General features: G+C 50.9%; 25 protein-coding genes and 1 tRNA gene. 7 read left to right on the top strand and 19 right to left on the bottom strand.

Annotated elements, in window-relative coordinates:
- Positions 1-167: 167 nt before the first annotated feature.
- The 9 genes from C162_RS30495 to C162_RS30455 form a co-directional block, all read right to left on the bottom strand.
- A tRNA-Pro gene (locus C162_RS30495) sits at positions 168-241 on the bottom strand.
- A gap of 919 nt (positions 242-1,160) precedes the next feature.
- Positions 1,161-1,949: a tRNA (guanosine(37)-N1)-methyltransferase TrmD gene (gene trmD / locus C162_RS30490; protein ID WP_036701255.1), complete on the bottom strand. Its 789-nt coding sequence runs from the start codon at positions 1,947-1,949 to the stop codon at positions 1,161-1,163.
- Complete coding sequence (rimM, locus tag C162_RS30485; protein ID WP_036701208.1) at positions 1,949-2,473, bottom strand: ribosome maturation factor RimM; 525 nt, start codon at positions 2,471-2,473, stop codon at positions 1,949-1,951. Before rimM ends, trmD begins: the two co-directional genes overlap by 1 nt.
- 104 nt (positions 2,474-2,577) lie before the next feature.
- Positions 2,578-2,808: a KH domain-containing protein gene (locus C162_RS30480; protein WP_020432321.1), complete on the bottom strand. Its 231-nt coding sequence runs from the start codon at positions 2,806-2,808 to the stop codon at positions 2,578-2,580.
- A 22-nt stretch (positions 2,809-2,830) separates the two neighbouring features.
- Positions 2,831-3,103 (bottom strand): 30S ribosomal protein S16, encoded by a 273-nt coding sequence (gene rpsP / locus C162_RS30475; RefSeq protein ID WP_036701203.1) that lies wholly within the window; start codon positions 3,101-3,103, stop codon positions 2,831-2,833.
- 357 nt (positions 3,104-3,460) lie between these two features.
- On the bottom strand, positions 3,461-4,852 hold the full coding sequence (gene ffh, locus C162_RS30470; protein ID WP_036701200.1) for a signal recognition particle protein: 1,392 nt from the start codon (positions 4,850-4,852) through the stop codon (positions 3,461-3,463).
- A gap of 21 nt (positions 4,853-4,873) precedes the next feature.
- The gene (locus tag C162_RS30465) at positions 4,874-5,230 is read right to left on the bottom strand and encodes a putative DNA-binding protein (RefSeq protein ID WP_036701198.1); all 357 of its coding nucleotides are present in this window, start codon (positions 5,228-5,230) and stop codon (positions 4,874-4,876) included.
- Positions 5,231-5,399: 169 nt separating this feature from the next.
- Complete coding sequence (gene trhA / locus C162_RS30460; RefSeq protein ID WP_036701197.1) at positions 5,400-6,047, bottom strand: PAQR family membrane homeostasis protein TrhA; 648 nt, start codon at positions 6,045-6,047, stop codon at positions 5,400-5,402.
- Positions 6,048-6,198: 151 nt separating this feature from the next.
- Positions 6,199-7,716 carry a carboxypeptidase M32 gene (locus tag C162_RS30455; protein ID WP_036701196.1) on the bottom strand — a complete coding sequence of 506 codons (1,518 nt, stop codon included), beginning with the start codon at positions 7,714-7,716 and terminating at the stop codon, positions 6,199-6,201.
- 232 nt (positions 7,717-7,948) lie between these two features.
- Here C162_RS30455 and C162_RS30450 point away from each other — a divergent pair, with 232 nt between their 5' ends.
- The 3 genes from C162_RS30450 to C162_RS30440 all read left to right on the top strand — a co-directional run bounded on the left by C162_RS30450 (position 7,949) and on the right by C162_RS30440 (position 9,529).
- Positions 7,949-8,512 carry a beta-class carbonic anhydrase gene (locus tag C162_RS30450; protein WP_036701195.1) on the top strand — a complete coding sequence of 188 codons (564 nt, stop codon included), beginning with the start codon at positions 7,949-7,951 and terminating at the stop codon, positions 8,510-8,512.
- 295 nt (positions 8,513-8,807) lie between these two features.
- Positions 8,808-9,242 (top strand): hypothetical protein, encoded by a 435-nt coding sequence (locus tag C162_RS30445; protein WP_200869254.1) that lies wholly within the window; start codon positions 8,808-8,810, stop codon positions 9,240-9,242.
- Positions 9,242-9,529, top strand: a complete 288-nt coding sequence (locus C162_RS30440; protein ID WP_036701193.1) for a YxcD family protein — start codon at positions 9,242-9,244, stop codon at positions 9,527-9,529. The genes C162_RS30445 and C162_RS30440 overlap by 1 nt, the downstream gene beginning before the upstream one ends.
- Positions 9,530-9,649: 120 nt before the next feature.
- On the opposite strand, the gene C162_RS30435 is transcribed toward C162_RS30440, so the two are convergent.
- Genes C162_RS30435 through C162_RS30425 form a run of 3 tightly spaced genes read right to left on the bottom strand, consistent with a single transcriptional unit; the run spans position 9,650 to position 13,062 of the window.
- Entirely contained in the window at positions 9,650-10,609 is a 960-nt protein-coding gene (locus C162_RS30435) for a pectinesterase family protein (protein WP_036701191.1), read from the bottom strand.
- A 51-nt stretch (positions 10,610-10,660) separates the two neighbouring features.
- The gene (locus C162_RS30430) at positions 10,661-12,163 is read right to left on the bottom strand and encodes an extracellular solute-binding protein (RefSeq protein WP_036701190.1); all 1,503 of its coding nucleotides are present in this window, start codon (positions 12,161-12,163) and stop codon (positions 10,661-10,663) included.
- A 41-nt stretch (positions 12,164-12,204) separates the two neighbouring features.
- Positions 12,205-13,062, bottom strand: a complete 858-nt coding sequence (locus C162_RS30425; protein ID WP_084649097.1) for an ABC transporter permease subunit — start codon at positions 13,060-13,062, stop codon at positions 12,205-12,207.
- 380 nt (positions 13,063-13,442) lie between these two features.
- Here C162_RS30425 and C162_RS30420 point away from each other — a divergent pair, with 380 nt between their 5' ends.
- Positions 13,443-14,327 (top strand): carbohydrate ABC transporter permease, encoded by an 885-nt coding sequence (locus C162_RS30420; RefSeq protein WP_036701185.1) that lies wholly within the window; start codon positions 13,443-13,445, stop codon positions 14,325-14,327.
- Between the two features lie 142 nt (positions 14,328-14,469).
- On the opposite strand, the gene C162_RS30415 is transcribed toward C162_RS30420, so the two are convergent.
- The 3 genes from C162_RS30415 to C162_RS30405 all read right to left on the bottom strand — a co-directional run bounded on the left by C162_RS30415 (position 14,470) and on the right by C162_RS30405 (position 18,465).
- Positions 14,470-16,713 carry a helix-turn-helix domain-containing protein gene (locus tag C162_RS30415; protein WP_036701183.1) on the bottom strand — a complete coding sequence of 748 codons (2,244 nt, stop codon included), beginning with the start codon at positions 16,711-16,713 and terminating at the stop codon, positions 14,470-14,472.
- 182 nt (positions 16,714-16,895) lie between these two features.
- A complete protein-coding gene (locus tag C162_RS30410) occupies positions 16,896-17,264 on the bottom strand; it encodes a hypothetical protein (RefSeq protein WP_036701181.1) in 369 nt (122 codons plus the stop codon).
- Between the two features lie 361 nt (positions 17,265-17,625).
- The gene (locus tag C162_RS30405) at positions 17,626-18,465 is read right to left on the bottom strand and encodes a DegV family protein (RefSeq protein WP_036701180.1); all 840 of its coding nucleotides are present in this window, start codon (positions 18,463-18,465) and stop codon (positions 17,626-17,628) included.
- A 151-nt stretch (positions 18,466-18,616) separates the two neighbouring features.
- On the opposite strand from C162_RS30405, the gene C162_RS30400 reads away from it, so the two are divergent.
- On the top strand, positions 18,617-18,844 hold the full coding sequence (locus C162_RS30400) for a hypothetical protein (protein ID WP_036701178.1): 228 nt from the start codon (positions 18,617-18,619) through the stop codon (positions 18,842-18,844).
- A 183-nt stretch (positions 18,845-19,027) separates the two neighbouring features.
- Here C162_RS30400 and C162_RS30395 read toward each other — a convergent pair whose 3' ends face one another.
- A complete protein-coding gene (locus C162_RS30395) occupies positions 19,028-19,897 on the bottom strand; it encodes an aminoglycoside phosphotransferase family protein (RefSeq protein WP_036701176.1) in 870 nt (289 codons plus the stop codon).
- A 117-nt stretch (positions 19,898-20,014) separates the two neighbouring features.
- On the opposite strand from C162_RS30395, the gene C162_RS30390 reads away from it, so the two are divergent.
- Positions 20,015-20,824: an alpha/beta fold hydrolase gene (locus C162_RS30390; protein WP_036701173.1), complete on the top strand. Its 810-nt coding sequence runs from the start codon at positions 20,015-20,017 to the stop codon at positions 20,822-20,824.
- Between the two features lie 104 nt (positions 20,825-20,928).
- Here C162_RS30390 and C162_RS30385 read toward each other — a convergent pair whose 3' ends face one another.
- Positions 20,929-21,615 (bottom strand): metal-dependent hydrolase, encoded by a 687-nt coding sequence (locus tag C162_RS30385; RefSeq protein WP_036701172.1) that lies wholly within the window; start codon positions 21,613-21,615, stop codon positions 20,929-20,931.
- Between the two features lie 196 nt (positions 21,616-21,811).
- Here C162_RS30385 and C162_RS30380 point away from each other — a divergent pair, with 196 nt between their 5' ends.
- The gene (locus tag C162_RS30380; protein ID WP_162174501.1) at positions 21,812-22,609 is read left to right on the top strand and encodes a PaaX family transcriptional regulator C-terminal domain-containing protein; all 798 of its coding nucleotides are present in this window, start codon (positions 21,812-21,814) and stop codon (positions 22,607-22,609) included.
- Positions 22,610-22,657: 48 nt separating this feature from the next.
- Here C162_RS30380 and C162_RS30375 read toward each other — a convergent pair whose 3' ends face one another.
- Positions 22,658-24,760, bottom strand: a complete 2,103-nt coding sequence (locus C162_RS30375) for a thioredoxin domain-containing protein (RefSeq protein ID WP_036701251.1) — start codon at positions 24,758-24,760, stop codon at positions 22,658-22,660.
- A gap of 121 nt (positions 24,761-24,881) precedes the next feature.
- Positions 24,882-25,799: a metallophosphoesterase family protein gene (locus tag C162_RS30370; protein WP_036701170.1), complete on the bottom strand. Its 918-nt coding sequence runs from the start codon at positions 25,797-25,799 to the stop codon at positions 24,882-24,884.
- Positions 25,800-25,822 lie beyond the last annotated feature (23 nt).

Raw genomic sequence — 25,822 nt, 5'->3', positions numbered from 1 at the left:
AGTCGTGTCGTATGTACGACTCCTGTAATTTCTATAGTATACAACATATTGCTTATAATTTAAAACCATTTATAGTTATTTTTACTTTCATCACTCTAATTCATACGCAATTTTTCATGAAGCTTGCAAAAACTCCCTCTTGGTAAGGAATCGTTATGTTGTTTAAATCGGAGTAACAGGATTTGAACCTGCGACCTCACCCACCCCAAGGGTGCGCGCTACCAGGCTGCGCTATACCCCGACATTTCAAATCAATCCATTCCTTCATACTTACGTCTGCCGCATACCTACGATTAACATACGTTCATCTAATACATAATATGACTGTAAGCGGTTACTTACTACTTATACTATAAATATACCTCACTAGTGCAGTAGTTTCAAATAGAGTTCAGCGTTTTTATGGAGTTCAATATTTTTTCGGATGTTATTAAAATTTAATGGATTTTCCGTAAAGGCTGTGCTATACTCTTGGCACAAGGAAAGGAGGTGCGTTCACATCAAGCATGACATGCTGAACGTATCCCTTACCCGGACCAACGGCTGAATGGTTTAGCCTTGGTGGCGCGGGATACGGATCAAAGTTACAAACTAGCGCCTCGGGTAGAGAGACCGTCTTCGGACGGTCTTTTTTATTTACCTGCTTATTATCTAAAAATAACCGCTTGAGCCATCAGGACCTTAAGTCCTTCTGTTCAAGCGGTTATTGGTGTAATCTGCTGTATTACTGAGGCTATGGAACCTGATACCAGGGTCTAATTCATTCCTTGCACATCTTAGTTATGATTTACGATTCTTATAGAAATCGATAATATCACTTACTGTGCGGAGCGGCTCCGCTTCTTTGTTGTGGACTGTGTCCACGGCTGGCTTGAATGGTTCATGCGTATTCGTAGTCACTTCAGTCATTCCTTTCGATAGTTAAGCTAGCTGTGTCTTACGCTGCATCTACTCTTGCGGCGCCTCTTATTATTACCCCTCTACATGGGTACCGACACACCCCTGCTTCTATTTTCAAATAAAAAGCTACTCTTCCTGCCTACCTGTCACATTCATGAAACATGTCTTACAATCCCCAGCACACAGCAAAAAACGCCTCCCTAACGTAATATACGTTAAAAAGACGCCTGCTATGACTCTATTCAGGCCCAAATTTACAGTTAATTATTCTTAAGGCTTGCCTGCTCCTGCAGCCGCTTCAGCGTCTGCTTGTCCTTCACTGTCAGCTCAGCCGTCTCCAGCAGATCCGGTCTGCGTTCGAGGGTACGCTGAAGCGCCTGCTCACGCCGCCACACTTCGATATTGGCATGATGTCCGCTGAGCAGCATGTCCGGCACCTTCCAGCCCCTGAACTCTGCCGGCCGGGTATAATGCGGGTACTCCAGCAGCCCGGTGCTGAAGGAGTCAGAGATTGCAGAGGTCTCGTTACCCAGCGCCCCCGGCTGCAGCCGCACGATCGAATCTATTACGGTCAAGGCAGGCAGCTCACCGCCGGTCAGCACATAGTCGCCAATCGACAGCTCGTCCGTCACCAGATGCTCACGGATTCGCTCGTCATAGCCCTCATAATGACCGCAAATGAAGATCAGGTGCTGTTCCTGTGCCAGCTCTTCGGCGATCTGCTGGTTATAGGTCCGGCCCTGGGGGCACATCAGAATAATACGCGGCTTCACTGCCTCTGTATCCCCGTTGTCCCCATGCTCCCCGCCAGCGTTATTCTGAGCCAGCACATGCTCCACCGCTGCGAAGATAGGGTCAGGCTTCAGCACCATGCCTCCCCCTCCGCCATAAGGCGTGTCATCTACGCTATTATGCTTGTTGCCCGAGAAGTCGCGGAAGTTCACAGTGTTCAGTGAAGCAATGCCTTTATCACGGGCCTTACCGAGAATGCTGGTGCCGAAGACGCCTTCACACATATCCGGGAACAGCGTCAGCACGTCGATGCGGATCATGGGAGCAGCCCTTCCATGAGATGCACGGTGATTTTTTTGTCTGCAATATTGACGTCCAGCACTACATCGTTAATAACCGGAATCAGAATATCCTGGCCCTTCTTCGGCTTCACTACCCAGACATCGTTGGCCCCGGGCTGCAGAATCTCTGTAATCGTTCCCAGCGGCTGGCTGGCATCTTCATCCGTGTAGACTTCACAGCCTACGATCTGGTGGAAGTAATACTCGTTCTCCGGCAGCTCAACCAGATTATCACTAGGCACCTTGAGCATACTGCCTTTGTATTTCTCGATCTCATTAATATTCGTATACCCCTTCAGCTTGGCGATATACATTCCTTTATGTTCTTTCGCCGATTCTATCGTAACCTCGAATTTCGGGCTTCCGTCTGCGGGAATCAGCAGCAGCTTGTTGCCGGGTGCAAACCGCACTTCCGGGAAATCGGTATGCGACAGGATCTTGACCTCTCCGCGAATGCCGTGCGTATTCACCAGTCTGCCTACGGTTAACTCTTCTGTCATGTGTTCATCTCCTTCACGTTGATTGCGTACAGCTAATAAATTCTTATATTTTCAACAAAAAGGAGCCGGGATATACTATCCCTAGCCCCTCCTTGTGCGCATCCTTAAGATAAAATATCCACGGTAACGCGTTTATCACTTTTGACTGCTGCAGATGTGACTACGGTACGAAGCGCTTTGGCGATCCGTCCCTGCTTGCCGATGACCTTACCGACATCATCAGGATGCACGGAGAGCTCATAGACAATCAGGTGATCCTTCTCCACGGTCCGTACGGCCACATCCTCCGGATGATCCACTAAAGCCTTAGCAATAACACCAACTAATTCTTCCATAGAGGACCCTCGCAATCAGTCATTATTTCTGAAGCTTTGACTCATGGAACTTCTTCATCACGCCAGCTTTGGAAAGCAGGTTGCGGACGGTATCAGATGCTTGTGCACCTGTCTGAAGCCATTTAAGAGCCTTCTCTTCGTCAATCTTAACGACTGCCGGTACTTCGATCGGATTATAATAACCGATTTCCTCGATAAAACGGCCGTCACGAGGAGACCGGGAATCGGAAACCACTACACGGTAGAAAGGCGCTTTATGTGCTCCCATTCTTTTCAAACGAATACGTACTGCCACGAAATTCACCTCCTTAAAAGAATATCGTTGTCGATCCCTCCCAAACCCTCCCTTCCCGAAGGGAGGGCCCCAAGGGCTCTGCCCTCTGGACACCCGCTAAGTGCAACTAGCGTAGGCGTTCAGATTGGCGGGACTTGGAATGAGTTCGAGCGGAGACCGCTTTTCCTCCCTGCGGGATACGCTTGACTGGCGGCGTTCCCTGGCAACGAGGTTTTAAAGATTTCAAGATCGAAAGACTAAGATCAAAAGATTAAGGTCAAAAGACTACTCGATCTTCTGATGTTGTACTATATCAGATCTAGGGGTAAACCTTAAACCTAGAACCTAAACATTAAAGATTGACCCTGAAGATTAAGATCAACGGAACGGGAACTTCATGCCGCCTTTGCCGGCAAGGCCCTTGAGCTGCTTCATGGCGTTCTTCTTACCACCCTTGCCGCCTCCGCCGCCCATCATACCGGAGAACTGCTTCATCATCTTGCGCATTTCATCGAATTGCTTGATGAGCCGGTTCACCTCAGCGACGTTGGTACCGCTGCCTGCTGCAATACGCTTGCGGCGGTTGTGGTTGATAATCTCAGGCTGGGCTTTCTCGGCCTTGGTCATGGAATGAACAATGGCTTCGACACGGCCCATCTGCTTATCATCCACCTTCAGGTCCTTCATGCCCTTGGCCTTGTTCATGCCGGGAAGCATATCAAGAATCTGATCGATCGGTCCAAGCTTCTTCACTTGATCCATCTGCTCCAGGAAATCATCGAACGTGAACTCTGCATTGCGCATCTTACGTTCCATTTCCTTGGCTTTTTCGGTATCGATGTTGGCCTGAGCCTTCTCGATCAGCGACAGCATGTCGCCCATGCCGAGTATCCGTGAAGCCATCCGCTCCGGATGGAACGGCTCCAGCGCATCGATCTTCTCGCCGAGAGCGGCGAATTTGATCGGGCAGCCGGTGACCGCCTTGACGGATAACGCAGCACCACCACGGGTGTCACCATCAAGCTTCGTAAGCACTACGCCGGTAAGCTCCAGCTGCTTGTTGAAGCTGTCCGCCACATTCACGGCATCCTGACCGGTCATGGCATCGACTACAAGCAGCACTTCGTCTGGAGTTACCACGTTATGGATCTGCTTCAGCTCTTCCATCAGCTCTTCATCAATATGCAGGCGGCCTGCCGTATCGATGATGACATAATCCAGGTTGTTATCCTTCGCATGCTGAACACCTTGTCTGGCAATCTCTACCGGACTGGTCTGATCACCCAGCGAGAAGACAGGAACCTTGATCTGTTCTCCGAGCACCTGTAGCTGCTTGATTGCAGCCGGACGGTAGATATCGGCGGCTACGAGCAGCGGGCGGTGATTGCCCTTCTGCAGCAGCTTCGCCAGCTTACCGGATGTGGTCGTCTTCCCCGCGCCCTGCAGACCCGTCATCATGATGACCGTCGGCGGCTTGTTCGACTTAGCCAGCTTCGCCTGGCTTCCGCCCATCAGCTCAGTCAGTTCCTTGTTCACAATATCGATGATAACCATGCCTGGCGTGAAGCTGTCCATCACTTCCGTGCCAACAGACTTCTCTTTCACCTTAGACACAAAGTCCTTGACGACCTTGAAGTTAACATCGGCTTCCAGAAGGGCCAGCCGCACTTCACGCATCGCTTCGTTTACGTCATCTTCGGATACTTTCCCTTTGCCGCGCAGTTTGCTGAACACATTCTGCAATCTTCCGGTTAATCCTTCAAATGCCATAGGCGGCTCGCTCCCTTCTTCCTACTCTAACTTCTGCAGCTGTTCCATGAGTTCCATGAACTGCTGTTTATATTGCTCAGGCAGCATTGCCGTATCCTGCAATCTGCGCAGTTCTTCTAAGTATTTGTTGCGGTCTTCATGCTTGGACAGGAGTCCAAGCTTCTCTTCATAATTCTCAAGCACTTGCTCCGCCCGCTTAATATGCTCGTACACAGCCTGGCGGCTAATTTCAAATTCCGCTGCGATCTCCCCCAGGGAGAAATCATCATGGAAATAATATTTGAGAAACGTCTGTTGCTTGTCAGTAAGCAGCCGTTCATAGAAAGCAAATAACAGGTTAATACGGTTGGTTTTCTCGAGCCTATTCTCCTGACTCATTAAGGGCACTCCCTTCGTCAAGGAAAAACACTTTACAGCTTCACAACGTCCCTTATGATACCGAAAACAAAGAAAGATGTCAAGTCTTTTTACTTGTCATCTTTCACTTTGCCCAATACCGGCATTCCCGTGTTGAAATCAGGCGCCATACCTGCCCTAACTTCCCGCATTAATGAATAGGGAGAATGAATAACAATACAACGAAGAAGTGCAGAACGGTTCCCGTAAGCACGAATAAATGCCAGATTGCATGATGGTACGGGAAGCCCCGCCATACATAAAAGACGGTGCCGAGGGTGTACATCAACCCCCCTGCTACCAGCAGTGTCATCCCGCCACTGGCGACAGCCTGGGACAGAGGGCTCCAGGCGATTACGATCATCCAGCCCATCGCAATGTAGAAGATGGTGGACATGAACAGGAATTTTTTGACGAAAAAGGCCTTGAAGAAGACACCGAACACCGCCACTCCCCAAGCGATACCGAATAAGGTCCAGCCCAGCGGTCCGCGGATCGCCACCAGCATAAACGGGGTGTACGTTCCGGCAATGAATAAATAAATCGAGGAGTGGTCAAGGAATTCAAAGAAATCCTTCGCCTTCCCCTCCCTGAGACTATGCACCATGGTTGAATTAAAATACAGCAGCAGCATAGTAGCGCCGTAAATGGAGAAACTGACTACATGCCAAGCCGTGCCGTTCTGAACGGCATATACGACCAGCATCACCAGCGCAGCAATGCTTAAGACGGCGCCGATCCCGTGAGTAACCGCATTGGCAACTTCTTCCTTGCGGCTGTAAGTGTGAGTATTAGCCATACCACGATTCCTTCCGTTTGCGGTTTCCTTCTATTATAGCCGTTTCTCCGAAGTCCTTCCAGCTTAGGGACGCCGCAGGGCAGGCTGCTGCTGTATCATTTAATCGCTTAAGAAGCCATCATTTGCTGATGCAGCAAGGCTTATTCAAATCTTATAGCTTGTAGAGCTCTGTATACTTCGCTTCCAGATAATCTGCCAGATAATCGGGATTCAGCGGTTCGCCTGTGACTTGCTCGATAATCTGGGAAGGGGTCAGGCTCTGGCCGTAGCGGTATACCTTGCCCGTCAGCCATTCTTTGATCGGCAGCAGGTTACCGGCAGCAATCAGCTCTTCGAACTCCGGCAGCTCCTTGCGCAGAGTGTTCAGCATCTGGGCCGCATACATGTTACCCAAGGAATAGGAAGCGAAATAGCCGAAATCTCCACCGGACCAATGAACATCCTGCAGCACGCCAAGCGCATCCGTAGGCGGTGTAATACCTAAGTATTCCTGATACTTCGCGTTCCAGGTCTTAGGCAAGTCCTTGACTTCAAGCCCTTCATTGAAAATCAGCTTCTCAATCTCATAACGCACAATAATATGCAGGTTATACGTCAGTTCATCGGCTTCGATCCGAATGAAGGAATTGCCTACGCTGTTGATTGCCCGGTAAAAGTCTTCCATCTCCACGTTCGCAAGCTGCTCCGGGAAATGCTGCTGCAGATCGCCATAGTAACGCTGCCAGAAGGCCCGGCTGCGGCCGATCATATTCTCCCACAGTCTGGACTGGGATTCATGAATTCCCATGGAGGCGCCCTGTGCCAACGGTGTACCGATCAGCTCTTCACCGAAATTCTGCTCGTACAGAGCATGTCCGCCCTCATGCAGCGAACTGAAGATGGAGCTGGTCACATTGTCGAGCAGATAGTTCGTTGTAATTCGGACATCGCCGGGGTTCAGGCCCGTTGCGAACGGATGCACACTCTCATCCAGACGTCCTGCCTCGAAATCATAACCCATCTGTTCGAGTAAGAAGAGGCCGAACTTCTCCTGTTGCTCCTTGGGGAAGATTTGGCTCAGGAATTCGGTGTCCGGCTTGTTCGGCGAAGCATTGATCGCTTCGGCCAGCGGAACAAGACGGCTGCGCAGACGGGTGAAGATAGCATCCACCTTCTCAACCGTCAAATCCGGCTCGTACATATCCAGCAGTGTGTCATACCGCGAGCCTTGTACGCCCCAGTAATCAACGAACTCTTGTTTGAAGGCCACAATCTTGGTCAGATATGGCTCGAAGGAGGCGAAATCATTATCATCCTTAGCCTCTTCCCACACGGTCTGCGCATGGGCGGTGAGCACCGAATATTCCTCGAAGGTCTTGGAAGGAATGCTCTTGCTCCGCTGGTACTCCTTGCGCGTATCCTTGACAATCTTATTCTGATTGCCGTCCAACTGCTCCGCTACTTCCGGGCGGCTGAGATACTCTGTGAACGCTCCGATCTCCTCAGATACCTGGAGTCTGAACGCCTCTCCACTCAGCATACCGAGCGTGGCAGAACGGGTCTCTACGCCTTTGCGGGGCGCGCCTGTACGCAGATCCCAGCCCAGAAGTCCAATTGCTTCATAATAGCCTCTGATTTTAAATAATAGCTCGCTGAATTTATCCCACTGTTCCCGGACCTGCTGTTCCATGTCTGAGCACCTGCCTTGTCATTTTTTTCTACTCCTCTTGATGATACTTTTTATAATCGGTATAATCAAATTCGGGCTGTTTCTCTTCAAATTTGAAGCAGTTAACGGCTCACAGGCACGGAGACAGACTCCGCTTAGATTTTGCAATATTTGATTACAGGAAGCCCTTTATGTTCACGGCTAGACGCAGTACAATGGATTACAGTTTAATCAATTAAGGAGGCGCATGCTCATGAGTCAGATTACAGACATTATGGAGTTCAACAAGCATTTTGTAGAGGAAAAGGCATATGAGAGCTATCTGACCAGCCGCTTCCCGGATAAAAAAATGCTGATCATCACCTGCATGGACACGCGGCTTGTTGAGCTTCTGCCTAAGGCCATGAATTTCAAGAACGGCGATGTCAAAATCATCAAGAACGCCGGAGCCGTCATCTCCCAGCCGTTCGGCAGCGTTATGCGCAGCGTCATGGTTGCGCTATACGAGCTGGATGCAGACGAAGTCATCGTCGTGGGGCATTATGAATGCGGCATGGCTTCCCTGAACGCGGACAAGATGATTAACTCTATCAAGGAGCGTGGAGTGTCTGATGAAGTGCTCAGCACCCTGGAGAATTCGGGAATTAAGCTGACGAAATGGCTGCGCGGGTTTGACAATGTCGAGGAAGGGGTAATTCAGACTGTGGAGCTGATTAAGCGCCATCCCTTACTCCCCCCAAACGTACCTATTCACGGCATGATCATCGATCCGGCTACCGGAGCGCTTGAGCTTGTCTCGGACGGCTACGCGGACTAAGGCAACTCTCTGATACTGCTGTTTGCGCGGGTCCCGGACCCGCGCTTTTTTTGTGTCCGGGTTCATAGGCCAATGCCGGATGATAACATTTATATTTGTGATAACAAGTGGAAACGGCTTTGCCGTCCTTTTAAGGACGATACCGTTTCAGCGAGAAATAGAAGGATAAGTTATCGTGTGAAACATATAAATTCTTATATTTTAAAAATTGAAACCTTAACCTCCGCTCTGCGTATTACCGGGCAACAGCCAGGTACACTGGGTGTTACCAACTTCTAGGAGGTTCTCGTACTCAATGAAACCAATGAAACGTGTAATGATGATCGTCATGGCCTTCACACTGTTCTTCGCCGTCACTGTTCCTGACTTCGCAGATGCCCGCCGCGGCGGGGGCTTCAAATCAGGCAGCCGGGGATTCACAACGACCCCGAAGAAATCGACCACTGATAATGTGAAAAAAAGCGATAGCACCAAAAGCAACACCAACGGAACTGCAGCGAACGCGAACCGCGGCTTCTTCAGCGGCGGCAGCTTGATGAAAGGCCTGATGATCGGCGGGATCGCCGGCTTCCTCTTCGGCGGAATGTTCGCCGGAATGGGTGCTTTTGGAAATATCATAGGATTCCTGATTAACATGCTGGCCATCTACTTCGTGATTACGCTGATTATGTCCTTCTTCAAGCGCAGACAGGAACGACGCAGAATGCAGGAAAGAGACGGACGCTACTAATGGGTGTTACCGTTCTCAGTATGGACGAGATTATCAATGCGATCTGCCTGCATATGGCGGAACGCAAGGCTGTTCGGGTGGAGGAAGTCCAGGTGGAACTGAGCTGGGACGAGGACACCGGATACACCGCAGAGGTCTGGATACAAGGACGCAGCCAGTACCTGGTAGAGTCCAACATGATTGAGTCCATTCTTCGCTACGTACACAGCGAATACGGCATCCGAGCCTACCGTGAAGATGTTCGGCTGGAGCTGGACGAAGAGATTACAGCAGTTGTGAACACGTAAGCGTTGAAGACTTGATCGAATAAAGGGATGACCCCGGGTAGCGGGGTCATCCCTTTTATTTTCTTCTGCTGTTTAGTTTCCCTACCTTTTATTGTCAGCGCCTTATATCCACAAGATCATTTATCCTTCCGGCGTATGGAACCCGGCCAGTACATCGTCCCTGCCAACCCGCGCTGCGCCGCTTCCGTGCAGCTCAGCCCAAGGCACACGCTGCTGCCGCAGAATCGCCGCAGTTCCTTCAGAAGTGTACTCCGCATACCTGACCGTCTGCTCATTGGCAGGCTCGCCCCAATGAGCCCAGCCTTGGGGGTGGATATGCTGGCCCATCCGGCAATCCACAAAGACAGTCTTGGCATGCTCCCGCCATGGGCGGCCCAGGAATACAGGAGCTGTGCCCGGCTCAGCGCTCAGATAACAATGGCTGAACACGTAGCCGTAGGCCTGCCCTTCGGGAGTGGAGGCTGCCGTGATGTAGCCTGCATGGCCTCCGCTACCCCGCAGGCTGTGCAGCGTACAATGCTCGAAGTAGGCCGTTGCTCCGCCAAAAATATAATCTACCGTTCCCTCAATGTGACAGTGCTGGTACAGCTGGCGGTACTGCGCGTGCTGCTCCCTGAGCGGAATCCCGCCGAACAGCAGACGCTCTCTGGGAGCCGGCGGCAGCGGACCAGTGAACAGTGTGTCCTGATGGCCCTTGAATGTACAATTTCGGAATACCGTCTCATCACAATGGGCGTACACCGCCACAGCCTGTCCTACCTCACTGCCTTGTCCCGCTGTATTAGAAATAGTCAGATTCTCCAGCACCAGCTTCCGGCCGCCCAGGAACAGGGTGGGAGTGGCAAAGGTCCCGATCTCTTCCCCCTGCTCATCCAGCTCCCGGGCATAGCGGTTCATCGTGATCTCCACTTGTCCGATGCCGATGATACGGAGACAGGAGCGGTAGACCCTCACCTCCTCCTTATACACTCCCGGCATAATGTAGAGCGTAGCCTCTATGTCCGGGTCCAGCCGTTCCAGGGCATCGACTGCCGCTTGAATGGTAGAGTAATCGCAAAAGCCCTCCTTGCCCACCAGCATCCCTTTTCCCATCCCCTCTCAGACTCTAGCCTTCGCATAAACCCTACTTACTTACTTCTGTGTCAGTTTGTATGCAGCTTCATATTCTTCGGTGATCTTGGTTCCGCCGGAATCCTTCCAGGTCTGTACGTCTTTCTTGAAGGTCGCCTCATCGGATTGGCCCATGATATATTTGAAGGTAGCATCTGTGATGATCTTTTGCAATTCCGTTCCCTGTTCATTGTTGGTTGCCGAATCTAGGGGAACAGTCGGGTCAAGCACAGCGAACTTGTCATTCTCGCGGATCAGTTCATTAGCCAGCTGCTTCTCAGGGTTCGCATCCTTAAGCGTATAGGCAATCTCACTAGGTCTGCTGGAGGAGAAAGGCTGCACATCCGCCTGCCACAGCTCGGTGTTCAGAATCTTGAAGGCGCCGTTCTCATCGTATTCAAAGTGAGTGCCTTCAATCCCGCCGGTCATAAGCATGAACGCCTTCTCATCGATCAGGTCATTGACGAACTTCAGCAGCCGCTTGAGCTCTGCTTCGGTCTTCACCTCTGATTTCGGAAAAGCCATCAATCCGCCGATCCCGCTGCCCTCGGACCAGATATGATACTGTTCATCTCCACCCGAAATCTTGTTCACCGGCACCAGCTCCATGCCCGGCTGCAGATCCTGCGCCAGTGTTCTAAGACTGGTGATGTCCACCATACCGGTATAAATCCCGGTTTTACCCTGTGCGAATTGCTGCTGCTGGTCTGATTTGGCTGTAACTGCGAAGTCCTGCGCCAGATATCCGTTCTCGTAGAGCTTTCTGGAGTAATTCATCGTGTCGATATACTCTTGTGTATCGAATTCAGGGGTAAACTTGCCGCTATCATCCACCTTCCAGCCATTCGGCGTGCCGAAATAGGAGCTTAGTGTTTTGAAGCTGCTGTATTTCAGCTCTGATCTGTCCCCGAAGCCTGTCGTATCCTTCACACCGTTGCCGTCCGGGTCGTCCTCTGTGAACGCTCTGGCTACTTCATACACCTCATCCAGCGTCTTCGGAACCGGCAGACCCAGCTTATCCAGCCAGTCCTTGCGGAAAATTAGACCGGAACGCGCCAGATTCTTCTGGAAAGGAACGCCGTACAGTACGCCTTCAATCGAAGCCGCTTCCTTCAGCTCAGGAGCAATCTTCGCCAGATTACTGAACTCTGCGAGATACGGCCCCACATCCCAGAACAGCCCTGATTTCAGTGAGCTTCTAACCGATGAATTGGTCATCATGGTCAGGGTGACAATGTCTGCAAGCTCCCCGGAGGCCAGCGCCGTAGTGATCCGCTCTTCCTTGGAAGCATCGGGCACCCAGTTGAAGGTGATTTTGCTGTTGGTATATTCCTCAAGCAGAGATTTGATCGTATCGGTCGGCGGTGACGCCGTGTGCAGAATATTCAGCCAGGTTACTTCGAGTGTCGAGTTCAGATCCTCTTCAGCGGCATTCTTCTTCTCTTCCTTGTCTCCGCCGCAAGCCGAGAGCATAGTGGTAGCCATTGTAGCGATTGCAATTAGAGTGACCCATTTTTTGTTCATAACACTTCTCCTTTGGTAGATAGAAATAGTTAGCCTTAGCCTTAATACACGCCGTCTTCGCCCATCTTCTTGGCCAGCTTGTTGGAGAGCATCACGAGAATTAACCCGACAGCACCCTTGAACAAACCTATCGTGGTGCTGAAGCTTAATTGCCCGTTCTTCAGGCCCGCCGTATAGATATAGGTATCAAAAATCTCGGCGACACTGCGGTTCAGTGAATTCAGCAGCAGATACATATGCTCGAAGCCGAGATCCAGCGTGCTGCCGATTTTGAGAATCAGCAGAGTAATAATCACAGGACGGATGGCCGGCAGTGTAACATGCCAGGTCTTGCGCAGACGGCTGGCCCCGTCCATCTCAGAGGCTTCATAGAGCTGCGGGTCCACGACAGTAATGGCAGCCAGATAGATAATGGTTGACCATCCAAGCTCCTTCCAGATTATCTGCAGAATGTAGATCGTCCGCAGCCACTCGGAGGAGGTAAGGAAGCTGATTTTGTTGCCGCCGAGACTTGCGATCAGCTCATTGATGACCCCGCCATCCACCGTCAGGAACACATACGTAATAGAGACAATGATGACCCAGGACATGAAGTGCGGGATATAGATAATCGTCTGAATCCAGTTTTTGAGATAGCGTCCCTTCAATTCGTTCAGCATCAAAGCTACAATAATCGGCAGAGGGAAGAAGATCACAATGTTCATGGCAAACAGAATCAGGGTATTGCGCAGCAGCTGCATGAACGTAGGCTCCGTAAATAACCGGATGAAATGCTTCAGGCCGACCCACTCACTCCCGGTAATTCCCTGGAACGGCTGATAATTCTGGAACGCAATGATCAGCCCGCCCATGGGCAGATATTTGAAGATGATGAAATACAGCAGCCCGGGCAGGATCATCAGATACAGCAGCTTGTATTTGTTCAGAGCCGTAAGAGCGCGTGCGCCTTTCCCCTTTTCTATGGTCAGATTTGGTGTTGCGGTGATGCTTGTTGCTTTCACATGTCAGCCTCCTTTGCTCGTTCCTGTTACGATCCCAGCGTAAGAAATTTCTTACATTACGTATATAATCATTATGTGATAGCGTTTACAGAACCCGCGTGGCTGCGGGATTAAGGCCGATCAGATCTCCTCTGAGGATTATCTGCCTAGGCTAATGATTATTCTGCGGAGGCGTGCTGCACAGGGCTGGTCTGCGAACACCTCATGCCCGGATTATATACGTAATTTCTGCCCCTTGTTACAGTGAAGAGGTACTGAAATACGAGGAGGATCACAGAATGAACCATAGCTCACGTAGAAAAGAATCAGTCGGCGGAAGGATCTTCACCTTCGTTAACGCAGCCATACTCGTTCTGATTGCGCTTGTCTGCTTATTGCCCTTCATCAATATCATTGCCAGCTCCTTCGCTACCACCCAGGAGGTCATGGCCAAGCGGTTCATCTTATTCCCGACCACTTTCTCTCTGGATGCATACCGCTACATTCTCTCGACGCCTACCATCTTCCGGGGACTCGGGGTATCCGTGGGTGTCACTATTGCAGGAACCGTAGTCAGTATGCTGCTTACCGCGCTGATGGCCTACGGCTTGTCCAGGAGATACCTGCCTGCCCGCAATACGATTAACTTCATCGTCGTCTTCTCCATGCTGTTCAGCGGCGGAATGATTCCCACCTTCCTGGTCGTCAAAAGCGTCGGCCTGATCAACTCGTACGGCTCACTGATCTTCCCGGTTGCCGTCAATGCCTTCAACATGATTATCATGCGCAACTTCTTCCAGGCGCTGCCTGACAGTCTGGAGGAGTCCGCCAAGATCGACGGGAGCAATGACTTCGGAATCTTCATGCGGATTATGCTGCCGCTGGCCCTGCCTTCCATCGCCACCATCTCCCTGTTCTACGCGGTTGCTTACTGGAACACGTACATGAACGCGATCCTCTACATGAATGATTCGGCAAAATGGCCGATCCAGGTGCTGCTGCGCCAGATCGTCATTGTCTCCAGCGGGATGCAGGCCGAAGGAAGCTCAGTCGATATTGTGCCGCCGGCCCAGACGATCAAAATGGCGGTCATTGTCATCGCCACCGTGCCGATGCTGGCCGCTTATCCTTTTGTTCAGAAGCATTTCACCAAGGGCGCTCTGCTCGGAGCAGTCAAAGGCTGACGGTCCGCCGTTCAGCTTCCATCCAAAAATATAGAACATATGCAGAAACGGTACCGCCTTGAAGCAAGGACGGTACCGTTTCTGCATGACCCCTGATACAAGCTCCTAAGCCAATATCCCCTATTCCCGCTAAAATCAACCACTACTCGCCCTGCTTAAGCTTCCGGTAAGCGCCAGGCGTAACCTGCTCCTTCTTACGGAAGGAACGGATGAAATTCTGCGGATTATGATACTGCAGCCGTTCGGCAATCTCCTTGATCGTCATATCCGTCTCCGTCAGCCACCGTTTGGCCATCTCCAGGCGGTAGTTCATGAGGTATTCGCTGAAGGCGGTGCCGTACTCTTTTTTGAAGATGCTGCTTAGATAATTCGGATTGTAATGAAGCCGCTCGCCGATCCCCTCCAGTGTAAGCTCACGGTCATATTCCGCGTGCACAATGTCGGTGATCTTATCCGAGAGACAGCGGAACTGCTGGCTGGTCTTGTCCTTCATGCTGTACATCATGGGGTAAATAACCTCCTGCACCAGCATCCGCTCCATCTCTTCGGGATTACGGATGTCCAGCAGGCGGTGATACAGCTTATTGTTATCCTGTGTCAACAGGACGCTAACTCCCAGATGCTGTTCGAGCTGGATCAGGTTATTCACGAGCCGCACCAGCATGACCTCAAATTTCAGGGTGCTCTTGTTCTTGCCCATCAGCTCCGCCAGGAACGGATAGAGCGCAGCGGTGACCTGCTCCTTATCCCCCAGACGGATGGCATTGAACAATTGCGTCTCCAGCTCTGCCGGATAATGCAGCGACACCGGACCGGAGACGACCATGGATATATCCTCATAGAAGATAATCGATTCCTTACCCAGATTCAGCCGCTGATGCAGGGCCTGCTTGCTCATCTCCCCGGCTTCCTTACTCTCTAACAGATTGCTGTAAAAGTTGCTGATGCCGATACTGATCGACACCTTAAGATAATCGCGCACCGCCTTCAGCAGGGCTGCCGCATAATCAGTCACTTCCTTGTTCATCCCGGCATCACTGTACCCGGCGAAGGTCAGGATCGTGGCCTGGGTATCATCATTCAGGATAATAGGCAGCAGCCGGTGCCCAGGCGGGATTAGCTCCTCCACCATCTTATTGACGGCAAGCAGCAGGACATCCTTGTCCGAAGCCTCCCGGCCGCTCAGACTGTCCAGCTGAATCAGCATCGCCGCATATCGGCGCTTCTCTGACAGGCTGTACCCGAACCGGAGCAGACTCTGCTCCAGCTCCTCTGCCGAGACGCGGCTGCGGAACAGATTAAGGATCAACTGTGTCTCTAGCCGGGGCATTTCCGATTCGATCAGACTCTCAAGCGAAGCCTTCTCCGAGATCATCGTATCAATAGAATGCCGGATATATTCCAGCTCATTCCTGGAATTCATCTGCGGAATAACCGGCAGACTGCGCTTGAGCTGCTCAATCGGCTTGGTGAAATATTGGGAGATCATATAAGCCACCACCCAGATCAGGAGAATCAACAGCAGCCCCATCGCGGAGATCCCGAACTTGGTCATCTCCAAAGAGCGGGTAATCTCCGCCTGATCCAGTACAGTAAGATAAATCCAGTTATTATACGAGGACTTGGCATAGATAAGCTTAAGGCTGTCACGGCCGGAGATCTCCTGTTGGACCGTCCCCTTGTCCTCCATGGAATTGATCGTTCCGGCAAGCCGACCGAATTGCTCCGGGGCTAACAGCCCCTTGCCAGGATCGGATTCATACATCAGTTCTCCATGCTTGTTCAAAATGTAGACGTAGGCATCCTCCTCGCTCTTCATCGTGGCATTCAGGGTATGTAATGAAATGTCGGATAAGGCAATCGCCTGCTTCTTACTGGAGAACACCGGCAGTGTATTCACGAACCGGATGCCCTTGTCCGTCTTCATCCAGAAGAGGCTCTGCTCCTGATTCTCAATATACTGCTCCCGGAGCTGCTGGACCTCTTCGGCACTGAGATTGCTGAGCTTCTCATTCAGGATCTGCCAGTTCTGCACCAGACTGATCAGCGAATATTCCGTCCCTTCAGCCGCCATGGAGGCGATATAATTCAGCTGCGAGTTCACATTCCGGTAAGCGATGAAGTCTTGCTCAGTAATGGGATGGGTCACAACCTCCTGAAAAGAGCTGGTGGTGCTATAGGTGTTGAACGCATATTCTATCGTTTGGATCTTATGCTCCAGATTGTTCTTGATCTGCTCGATATAGCTCTGCTTGCTGCTGGAGAACCGCTCGACCACTGAATCGATGGTACTGATGTAGATATAGCTTCCGAAGCCGACCACCAGTCCCACGCCCAGAATTAATATAGGAATAAAGATGCTGTAGAACATTCTTCCTTTGCTCATTGTGTTTCCCCTTTGATTTGATAGACTCCATTAAATTATAGCGTTTTCATGAATGCGGTTCCATGATTATTTTCACGTGTGCAATTTGCAGATCTCCCGGTGAATATCATCCGCACAGCTGAAAAACCGGATCAGCGATAGGCTGATCCGGTCCTTTCACATCCTGGGGCTATGAGCCTTGCTTAGAGTAACGAAATCGCCAGCAGCTCGAACAAGACCAGCGGCATAATCACATTGCTGTTCACCGTACCGGGGTACGGGTAGCCCGGGCCAGGATATCCTGGACCAGGATAAGGCTTATAGTATGGGTTGTAATATCCGCGGCCCATATCCGTGGCTATGGTTACAGCCAGGTACATATGCTTGCTGTCCATACCGGCAATCGTACCCTCATGCATCTGACCGTCAAGGGTCTGCACCTGCACTTTGTGATTCAGATACGGCTTACAAGACTGGTGAAGCGAATCGCGGACCCCGTTCAGATGCTGAACCACCGCCGGGTCTGCCTGATAGATTACCGACGTTTGCTGGCCGGAAGAAGTTGTCGACATAAGTGGTTGACCTCCGTGTAATTGGATTTGCTTCATACTATGCACCTGCCCAGTCCGGTGTGCCTAGCCTGCTTCCCGCCGTTCATACTATCCGCATACTCAGACCAAACAGCCGTACACCGGAAAGTCCGGTATACGGCTTAGTTATTAATACTCTACAAGTGCTTTACTCTGGGAATAAGGACAAAATCACCCTGAGGGCGAGTAAGATTACCTTCGCGTGAGCACAATGTATGCTGTTTTTAACATACATTCAGGCCGCATGCCTGCTTGCGAGCACAATGTATGCTTTTTTTGATATACATTTGGTTCAACACACACCTTTTCCACAGCAGCAGGAAACTATAGTTTCCTAATATAATTAAAATGCCACGCCGATTCCGCCCTGCCCGGCATAGGTTCCCATCACGGGTCCCATCGTGGACAGCAGAACCTCCTTGAAGGGATGCTTCTCCAGAATACGCCGCTTGATCTCCAGCGCCAGCGTCTCACAATTGCTATGCACAATTGCGATTACCGCCTGCTCATAATCATGCTGCTTCTGGTCCAGCTTGGCCAGCAGATGAGTCAGTGCCTTGGGCAGTCCGCGCGTCTTCTCGACCACTTCAACGATACCCTCGTCGCTGATCTTCAGGAGCAGCTTAATGTTCAGCACGGAAGCCACAGCGCCGGAGATCCGGCTCAGCCGTCCGCCCTTGATCACATTTTCCAGGGTGTCCAGTGTGAAGTACGCAGTCGTCTCTTCGACCTTGCTTAGCACTCTGTCCTTCAGTTCAGCCAGACTTGCTGCGGTGAGTGACCATTTGGCCGCCATAGCGACAATCAGGGTCAAGCCGCCGGAGAAGAGCTTGGAATCTATAATTTCAATCGCATTCGGATGTCCTTCTTCCTCGTACATCTCCTTGGCAATCATTGCGGTCTGATAAGTACTGCTAATATTAGAGGACATGCAGATGACCAGAATGTCAGTGCCTGCTTCCACTTGCTTGAAGCTGTCCAGGAAGGTCTGCGGACTCGGGCTTGCAGTCGTAGGCAACTCCTTCGATTCATGCATTTTGTCATAGAAATCCTTGGCATTCATATCATCCGGCATCAGCTCATGGCCGAAATGGACCGGCAAATGAACAATGGAGATGTCATACTGCTTCGTGTATTCAGGGGGTAGATCCGAACCGCTATCCGTTATTATCTTGATGGGCATCAGAATGCTCTCCTTTCAATTCTATACCATTATAGTTACCCTTTCCGGAGATCGATAGTACAATTTATAACTTGTCAAAATCGGAGTTTTGTGCTTAGTCCTAGTTGTGATATGGTTGAAGCATATGGTTACAGAAATGGAGTGTACTTAGATGAGCAAGAATAGAGTATGGAACCGCGGCAAGCATAATGGTGCCGGCCTGTCCAAGAAAACCCCGGCTGCCGTGGACACGGACAGCAGCGCAGAGTCTGCTCCGGCAGAGGAGACACAAGCTGAGGTTATTAACGAGCGGATTGATACGGTCAAGCCGATGAACCGCAGCAACTGGGTCACCCGGCCCGCCCGTGTGAAGCCGCAGAACCCGGAGCGTAAGAATTAAGCAGCTTAATGGCTGAAATGCTTCTCATTCTATGGGAGCATATTTACTCCTCAACCTTTCTTATCATGCAAGCAGAAATGGCTATGCCGTCCTTAAGAGGATAGCGTAGCCGTTTCTGCTTGCACTGGTTGGTTGGAGAACGTAGTGCTTGTGAGGACGGGAAATAGCCAAGCGGGGTATCAGCTACAACGATTCAGACAGACTATCCGGCAAATACCGGTTCTCCCGTATTAGCGTCCGCATCACCTTCAGCGTGTTCCGCTGCACCGGGACACCCGTTGTCCGGTGCAGCTGAAGCCAGCGCAGAGCAGCCAGTGCCTCGAACAGCTCCAGCTCTGCCGGGCTATAATTGCATTTGGCGGCAAAGGCTGACCGGTAGACGCTGGCATTCCGCTCCGCCAGATACACTCTAAAGAGCAGAATAGACCACGCAATATCATACCTCGGATCGCCATGCTGGACATTGGTCCAGTCGATGATAGTGAACTTCCCGGAAGACTCCAGAACATTGCCCAGATGATAATCGCCATGAATGAGCTGGTGAGCAGTCAGTTTGCCCCGCTCCGCCAGCTCCTGCGCCAGCGATCGGATCTCCGGCTGCTCTGCCCAGGAAGGGAAAAAGTAATCTGCGAAATCATATGCAGGAACCTTCAAGCTGCTGGAAGAATCGATCTCCAGCTTATGTACATCGAGCAGATTGGCTGCTATGGCTGTAAGGCTGTCGGCATTCACCTTCTTAACGGGCATACCATCGAAGCTGGTTAACAGCACCTGATGACCCTCAGCGTCGAGCCCCCAAGCATACGGCCGTGAGACCGCGCATCCCTGCCGGAACAGCTGCTCCAGCACTTGATACTGGATCGAGATGTCCGGCCGGGACTCACGGTTCCAAATTTTCAGCACAAGCTTCGTATCCGGCAGTGTAATTCTATGTACTTCGGCTTCCAACCCGCCCTTCATCTGTGTTACGGCCGCCTCTTCCAGCCTTGCTATTAGGCCTTCACTATCTGCGCCCTGCTCCTGCCAGCGGATACCGTTCAGAATCTTATTCATAATATTGTATTCCCCTTTCGTATGAATGACCAGCCTAAGCCAGTCTTCTAGGCACTTTCCCCAGCATGCTGAATACAATGAGGCAAACAGACAACTCCAGTAAATGAGGGAAGCGAAATGGAACATTGGATCAGAGTAGAACCGAACGTGAAGATCTATGTCAATGATATCAATCCACAAGGCAGTAAAACCATCCTGTTCATTCACGGCTGGCCTGCGAACCACCAGATGTTCGAGTATCAATACAACCAGCTGGTACCTCAAGGGTATCGCTGTATTGGCCTTGACATGAGGGGCTTCGGCAAATCAGATAAACCGCTGGGCCGATACGATTACAACCGTCTCGCTGATGATATCCGCTGCGTAATCGGCGCCTTAGGGCTGAGCAATATTACGCTGGGCGGGCATTCTACCGGCGGGGCTGTCGCGATCCGTTATATGGCACGGCATAAGGGATACGGAGTCTCCAAGCTGGCCCTATTCGCTTCGGCAGCCCCCAGTCTGATTCAGCGGCCGGGCTTCCCTTACGGCACAACCAGAGAAGTTATAGAGCAGATTATTAAGTCAACTTATGAGGACCGGCCAAATATGCTGCAGGATTTCGGCAAGATTTTCTTCTATCACCAAGTCTCTCCGGCGTTCTCGGACTGGTTCTTCCTCTTAGGACTAGAGGCGGCTAGCTGGTCCACTATCGCTGTCTCTGAGGCTTGGCTGCAAGAAGAGCTATTCCTGGATCTCCCCCAAATTCATGTACCTACGCTGATTCTTCACGGCATCCATGATCAGGTCTGCTTGTACCCGCTTGCGGAAGCGCAGCACCAAGGGATCAGGAATTCAGTACTTATTCCGTTTGAGAACAGCGGACACGGATTATTCTATGACGAACGGGAGCGGTTCAACCGGGAGCTGTCGCGGTTCGCCCAGTAGATTATATGCATAACCTGAACAGGACTGCTCCAAAAGCCATGAAATAGCGATTTGGGGCAGCCCTGTGGTTAATGCAGAAATTATACGGCGGCTTGAGGGGATCGCTACAGCTCCAGCGTCTCTCCATAGCCAAGCGCCGAGCCGCGTATTCCCGCCTCTTCCAGCGCCTGAACGAAGGCTCCTACATCCTGGCGGATTGGCGGGAAGGTATTGTGGTGAACCGGAAGTACCTGTCTTGCTCCCAGCCATTTCGCCGCGATAAGCGCATGCTCCGGCCCCATGGTGAAATGTCCACCGATGGGCAGGATCGCGAGATCGATGTCATACAGCTCCCCGAACATTTTCAAGTCGCCGAACAGCCCTGTATCCCCAGCATGCAGTACCGTGTGTCCGTCCGCCTCAATAATGAAGCCCGCCGGTGTGCCGCCATAGATACTCTGTCCGTCTTCGAGGGTGATGCTTGAGGTATGGAAAGCATGGATCATCGTCGCCTTGGCGAACCCCAGATCTACCGTTCCCCCGATGTTCATGCCAATCGTCTGTGCGCCTTGGGATTCAAGGTAACCCGCCAGCTCCACAATCGCTACAATCGGCACATCATTGCGCTTAGCAATCGGTGCGGCATCCAGCATATGATCCATATGGGCATGCGTCAGCAGCACCGCATCGGTCTTAATCTCCTCTACAGTCGTCACCGCCGCCGGATTACCGCTAATGAACGGGTCGATGATCAGCGATTTGCCGTTGACCTCAATTTGAACACAGGAATGGCCGTGGAAGGTAATTTTCATAGAATTCCTCTCCTCTTCATGACTAGATTTTAATAAGTCCTTAGGAATGAATCGTGCAAAAACCCAAGGTTTACGTTACAATGACACCAAGTTGCTCTACATCCAAATCCAGCAGTGCGATTGACGAATATAACATAAATAATAACGTTCGTTTGTTTTTATGATATATCTATTCCTGCCAGCTGTCAAGAGAGGTGTGAAGAAGTTGCTGTCCGTTGAGAAAACAATGCTGTTTCTGTTATCTAAGGTGGAGCAGATGGGCGCCCAGCAGTTTGTCGAGATCTATGAACACAGGGGGTACACCTCCACCTATATCCGCAATGCCCTATCCCGCTTGAAAAAAGAGGGCTATATCGCATCCCCGGCCCGCTCCTGGTATAACGTCACTGCCGAGGGCCTCGCCTACATTAAGGCAATAAACAGCAAGCCCGCCCGTTACCAGGAGCAGTGGGACCATACCTGGGATGTCGTGATGCTGGAGGTGCCCGAATCCGAGCGCAAGAAGCGTGACCTGTTCCGCTCAGCACTCGGGCAGCTGGGTTATGGGCTTTTATATAACAGTGTGTACATCTCACCGTGGAACTATCAGGACGAAGTCTTAGCCCAGATCCAGAAGCTGGAGCTGGAAGGCAAGGTGTCCATCCTGCAAGGCCAATTTCAGGAAGGCACGATTACACCGCTCAAAGCGCAGACCATCTGGCACCTGGACGACATCGAAGCCTTATACCGGAAGAAAGCAGTCTGGCTGAAGGAAGAGTTCGCTCCGAGATTAGCGGATAGACTTCAGGCGGGGCAACCGTTACAGCTGTTCTTGCTATATTTGCAAATGGGTGAAGAGTTAAGCGGACTGTTCATGGCCGACCCCTATCTCCCGGATGAGCTGCTGCCGGACCACTGGCCGGGCAAACGGGTCCTCTCAGACATGAGAGAATACATGGTTAGAGCCGCTCAGGCGATACCTGCAGATTCGTTCTATGCTCCTTTCGTTCAATAAGGTATGGCAAAGAGCAGCCCGGATGAAGGGCTGCTCTTCGTATATGAACTACTCTTCTAGGCTGCCGGAAGCCAGCAGCTCCCGAACCGCTTCCTTATTCGTAAGCGGAGTCCGGCAAGCAAAGTTGCGGCAGACATAGGCAGTTGCTTCGCCGCGGATGGCCGGTTTGTCAGCCAGATGCGGCAGCAGACGGAGCATCTCTCCGCTGTCCCCTTCCCAGTTGACGATGAGCGCTGCGTCCGGCAGATAGGTCTGCTGGACCTGAGCGAGCATGGCGTGCAGTGCGGGATCTTCTTTTTTGCCGGAGAGGACCCATTCTCTGCCCCCGGAGACCATCCCCAGATGGGCCTGCAAATACATCGCATACCCCGGCGGATACTCTGATGCAGCGGAAGCAAGCACCGCAGCGGTGCGCTCCGCGATCTCTTTTAACTCCATATCCTGAGTAATAACTGACAGCTTCCATAAGAGCTTCGCCGCCACCGAATTCCCGGACGGAATCGCCCCGTCATACAATTCCTTCGAGCGGACCGGCAGCTTCTCCCCGTCATGACCCGTGAAGAAGAAGCCGCCGCCATCCGTATCGTGGAACAGCTCCAAGAGTCCGTCCTTCAGCACCAGCGCCCGTTCCAGATAGACCGCATGACCTGTAGCTTCATATAATTCGCTGAAGCCCCAGATCAGGAAAGCATAGTCATCCACATACGCCGGAATCGCTGACTCCCCGTCACGGTAACGGGCCAGCAGCCGTCCATCTTCACGCCGCAGCTTGTCCCAGATGAAGTCCGCTGCACGTTCGGCGGCCTTGGCATATTCCGGCTTCTGTAGAGCTTTGGCTCCGAGGGCTAGCGCAGCAATCATCAGGCCGTTCCACGAGGTCAGCACCTTATCATCCTTAAGCGGGTGAATGCGCTGCTCCCGGTACTCGAACAGCTTCGTACGCCATTCGTCCATCCGGGTCCGCAGACCCAGAGGATTCATGCCCATGCGCTCCGCGATCTCCTCTGGCAGACCTTGGAGCAGATTCGGAATATTTTCACCTTCGAAGTTACCTTCCGGCGTAATCCCATATACATGGCAATACGAATGCATATCCTCCAGCCCCAAAGCTTCCTCAATCTCCTCGCGGGAGAAGACATAGAACTTCCCTTCCACCCCTTCGGAATCCGCATCCTCTGCGGAGTAGAAGGCACCTTCCGGCGAAGTCATATCGCGCAGCACATACGTGAAGATCTGCTCGGCAATCTCCGCATACAGCGGCTTCCCCGTAAGCTGGAAGGCTTCCAGATAGACGTTAGCCAGGAGAGCGTTGTCGTAGAGCATTTTCTCAAAATGCGGCACCAGCCACTCCCGGTCGGTCGAATACCGCGCGAAGCCGAAGCCCACATGGTCGTACATGCCGCCCTTATACATCGACTCCAGCGTATGCTCCACCATCCGCAGCGCTTCCGGCTGATCATGAAGCTGGCTATACGCCAGCAGGAAAGACAAATTATGCGGCGAAGGGAACTTCGGCGCATTGCCGAACCCGCCGTATTCCTCATCGAACTGCCGCCGGTACAGCTCATACGCCTCATGCAGCAGCTCCGCTCCGGGAATACCGCCCGTAGTTTCAGGATTGTACGCATTCTTGTGATCCAGCGTGTGCAGCTCAGCCAGCAGATCATCGCCCAGCTTATCCAGCGCTTTGCCATCCTGCTCCCACTTCGCATGAATCTGCTCAAGCACCTCCATCAGCCCGATCCGCCCGAACATCTGCCGCTTCGGAAAGTACGTCCCGGCATAGAACGGCTTCTTCTCCGGCGTCAACAGCACCGTCAGCGGCCATCCCCCGCTCCCCGTCAGCGCCTGACACACCGACATATACAGCGCATCAATATCCGGCCGCTCCTCGCGGTCTACTTTGATGGCTACGTAGTGATTGTTGAGAAGCTGTGCGACCTCTGCGTCTTCGAATGATTCGCGTTCCATTACGTGGCACCAATGGCAAGTCGAATAGCCGACAGATAAGAAGATCGGCTTGTTCTCCGCCTGCGCCTTGGCAAAAGCCTCGTCTCCCCATGGATACCAGTCCACGGGGTTGTGGGCGTGTTGTAATAGATATGGGGACTTTTCATTTGTCAATCGATTAGGCTGCCGGCTTTCTTCAATCTTCATTTGTGTAACCTCCTTAAGCAGGATGTACCATTCTTAGTATTACCCAATAGAAGAGAGAAGACACTAACGAGAGTTAGTGTCTTTTTATGCGAAAAGTTAATAAAGCTAATTTATACTATTCAAACAATAACCGCATAGAAGATACATTAGGAGAAATTATTCTTCCATCCCAAGGACCAGTAATCCCTAACTCCTTTGGTGTAATTTTTTGATAGCCACCTTCCATACCTTGTATCTCAATATTGTATTGTTCATCAATTGATATAATAGCAGATAAAGGTTCACTATGTAATACAATATCTTTCATATATGGATATTTGTCGTGAATTTCACTGGAGTGGCAAAAATGTTCAAATTCTGGACCAAACCATTTATAAGATATTGAGTTAAGGGTAAAATAATAAGTTTCGTTAATTTTTTCTATTGAATCTGTATGGTCGTGACCATTAACACAAAGTAATATTTTCTTCCCATTAGCCGTTGCTTGATTAATGATACTTTGTACTTCTTCTCGGTTTGATACACCACGTTTTCTAAAGCTGTTTTCTAAGCTGTGATGCGAAAATATAACTACAGGTAGCAAGCTTTCTGAAATTTCTCGCTGTAGCCAAATTAATTCAAAATCAGGTATTGATGGATATATACCATCTGTTACTTCATAATTACGCTTATGATATACTTCAAATTCATTACCGTATCGAATAAAAGCTGCATCAAGCACTATAAACTTTATATTTCCACATTCAAATGAATAGTATGAGTGTTCCATACCAAGCCAATTTATAACATCATTTTTAGTATACAGGTCAGTATCATGATTGCCTATTACGTGGTAATGTGGCTTTTCAAAACCATTAAATATTGATAGCAATTCTTCATTCTTATGGCATGGATGACAGAAATCCCCAAGCTCAATTATAAAATCCACCTCTGCTTCACGTGCCCTTGTTATAAAACTATTTAATCTTTCTAACCCATCTGGAATAACATCATGATGTAAATCTGTAAAAAGTGCAAATTTTATAATACCCATTAGATTACCTACCTCCTTTAAAT

Origin of the sequence: Paenibacillus sp. FSL R7-269 (assembly GCF_000517865.1) — a bacterium.
Classification (GTDB): domain Bacteria; phylum Bacillota; class Bacilli; order Paenibacillales; family Paenibacillaceae; genus Paenibacillus_AQ.
The sequence above is the reverse complement of the archived record's forward strand: the minus strand, read 5'-3'. Positions and strand labels throughout refer to the sequence as shown.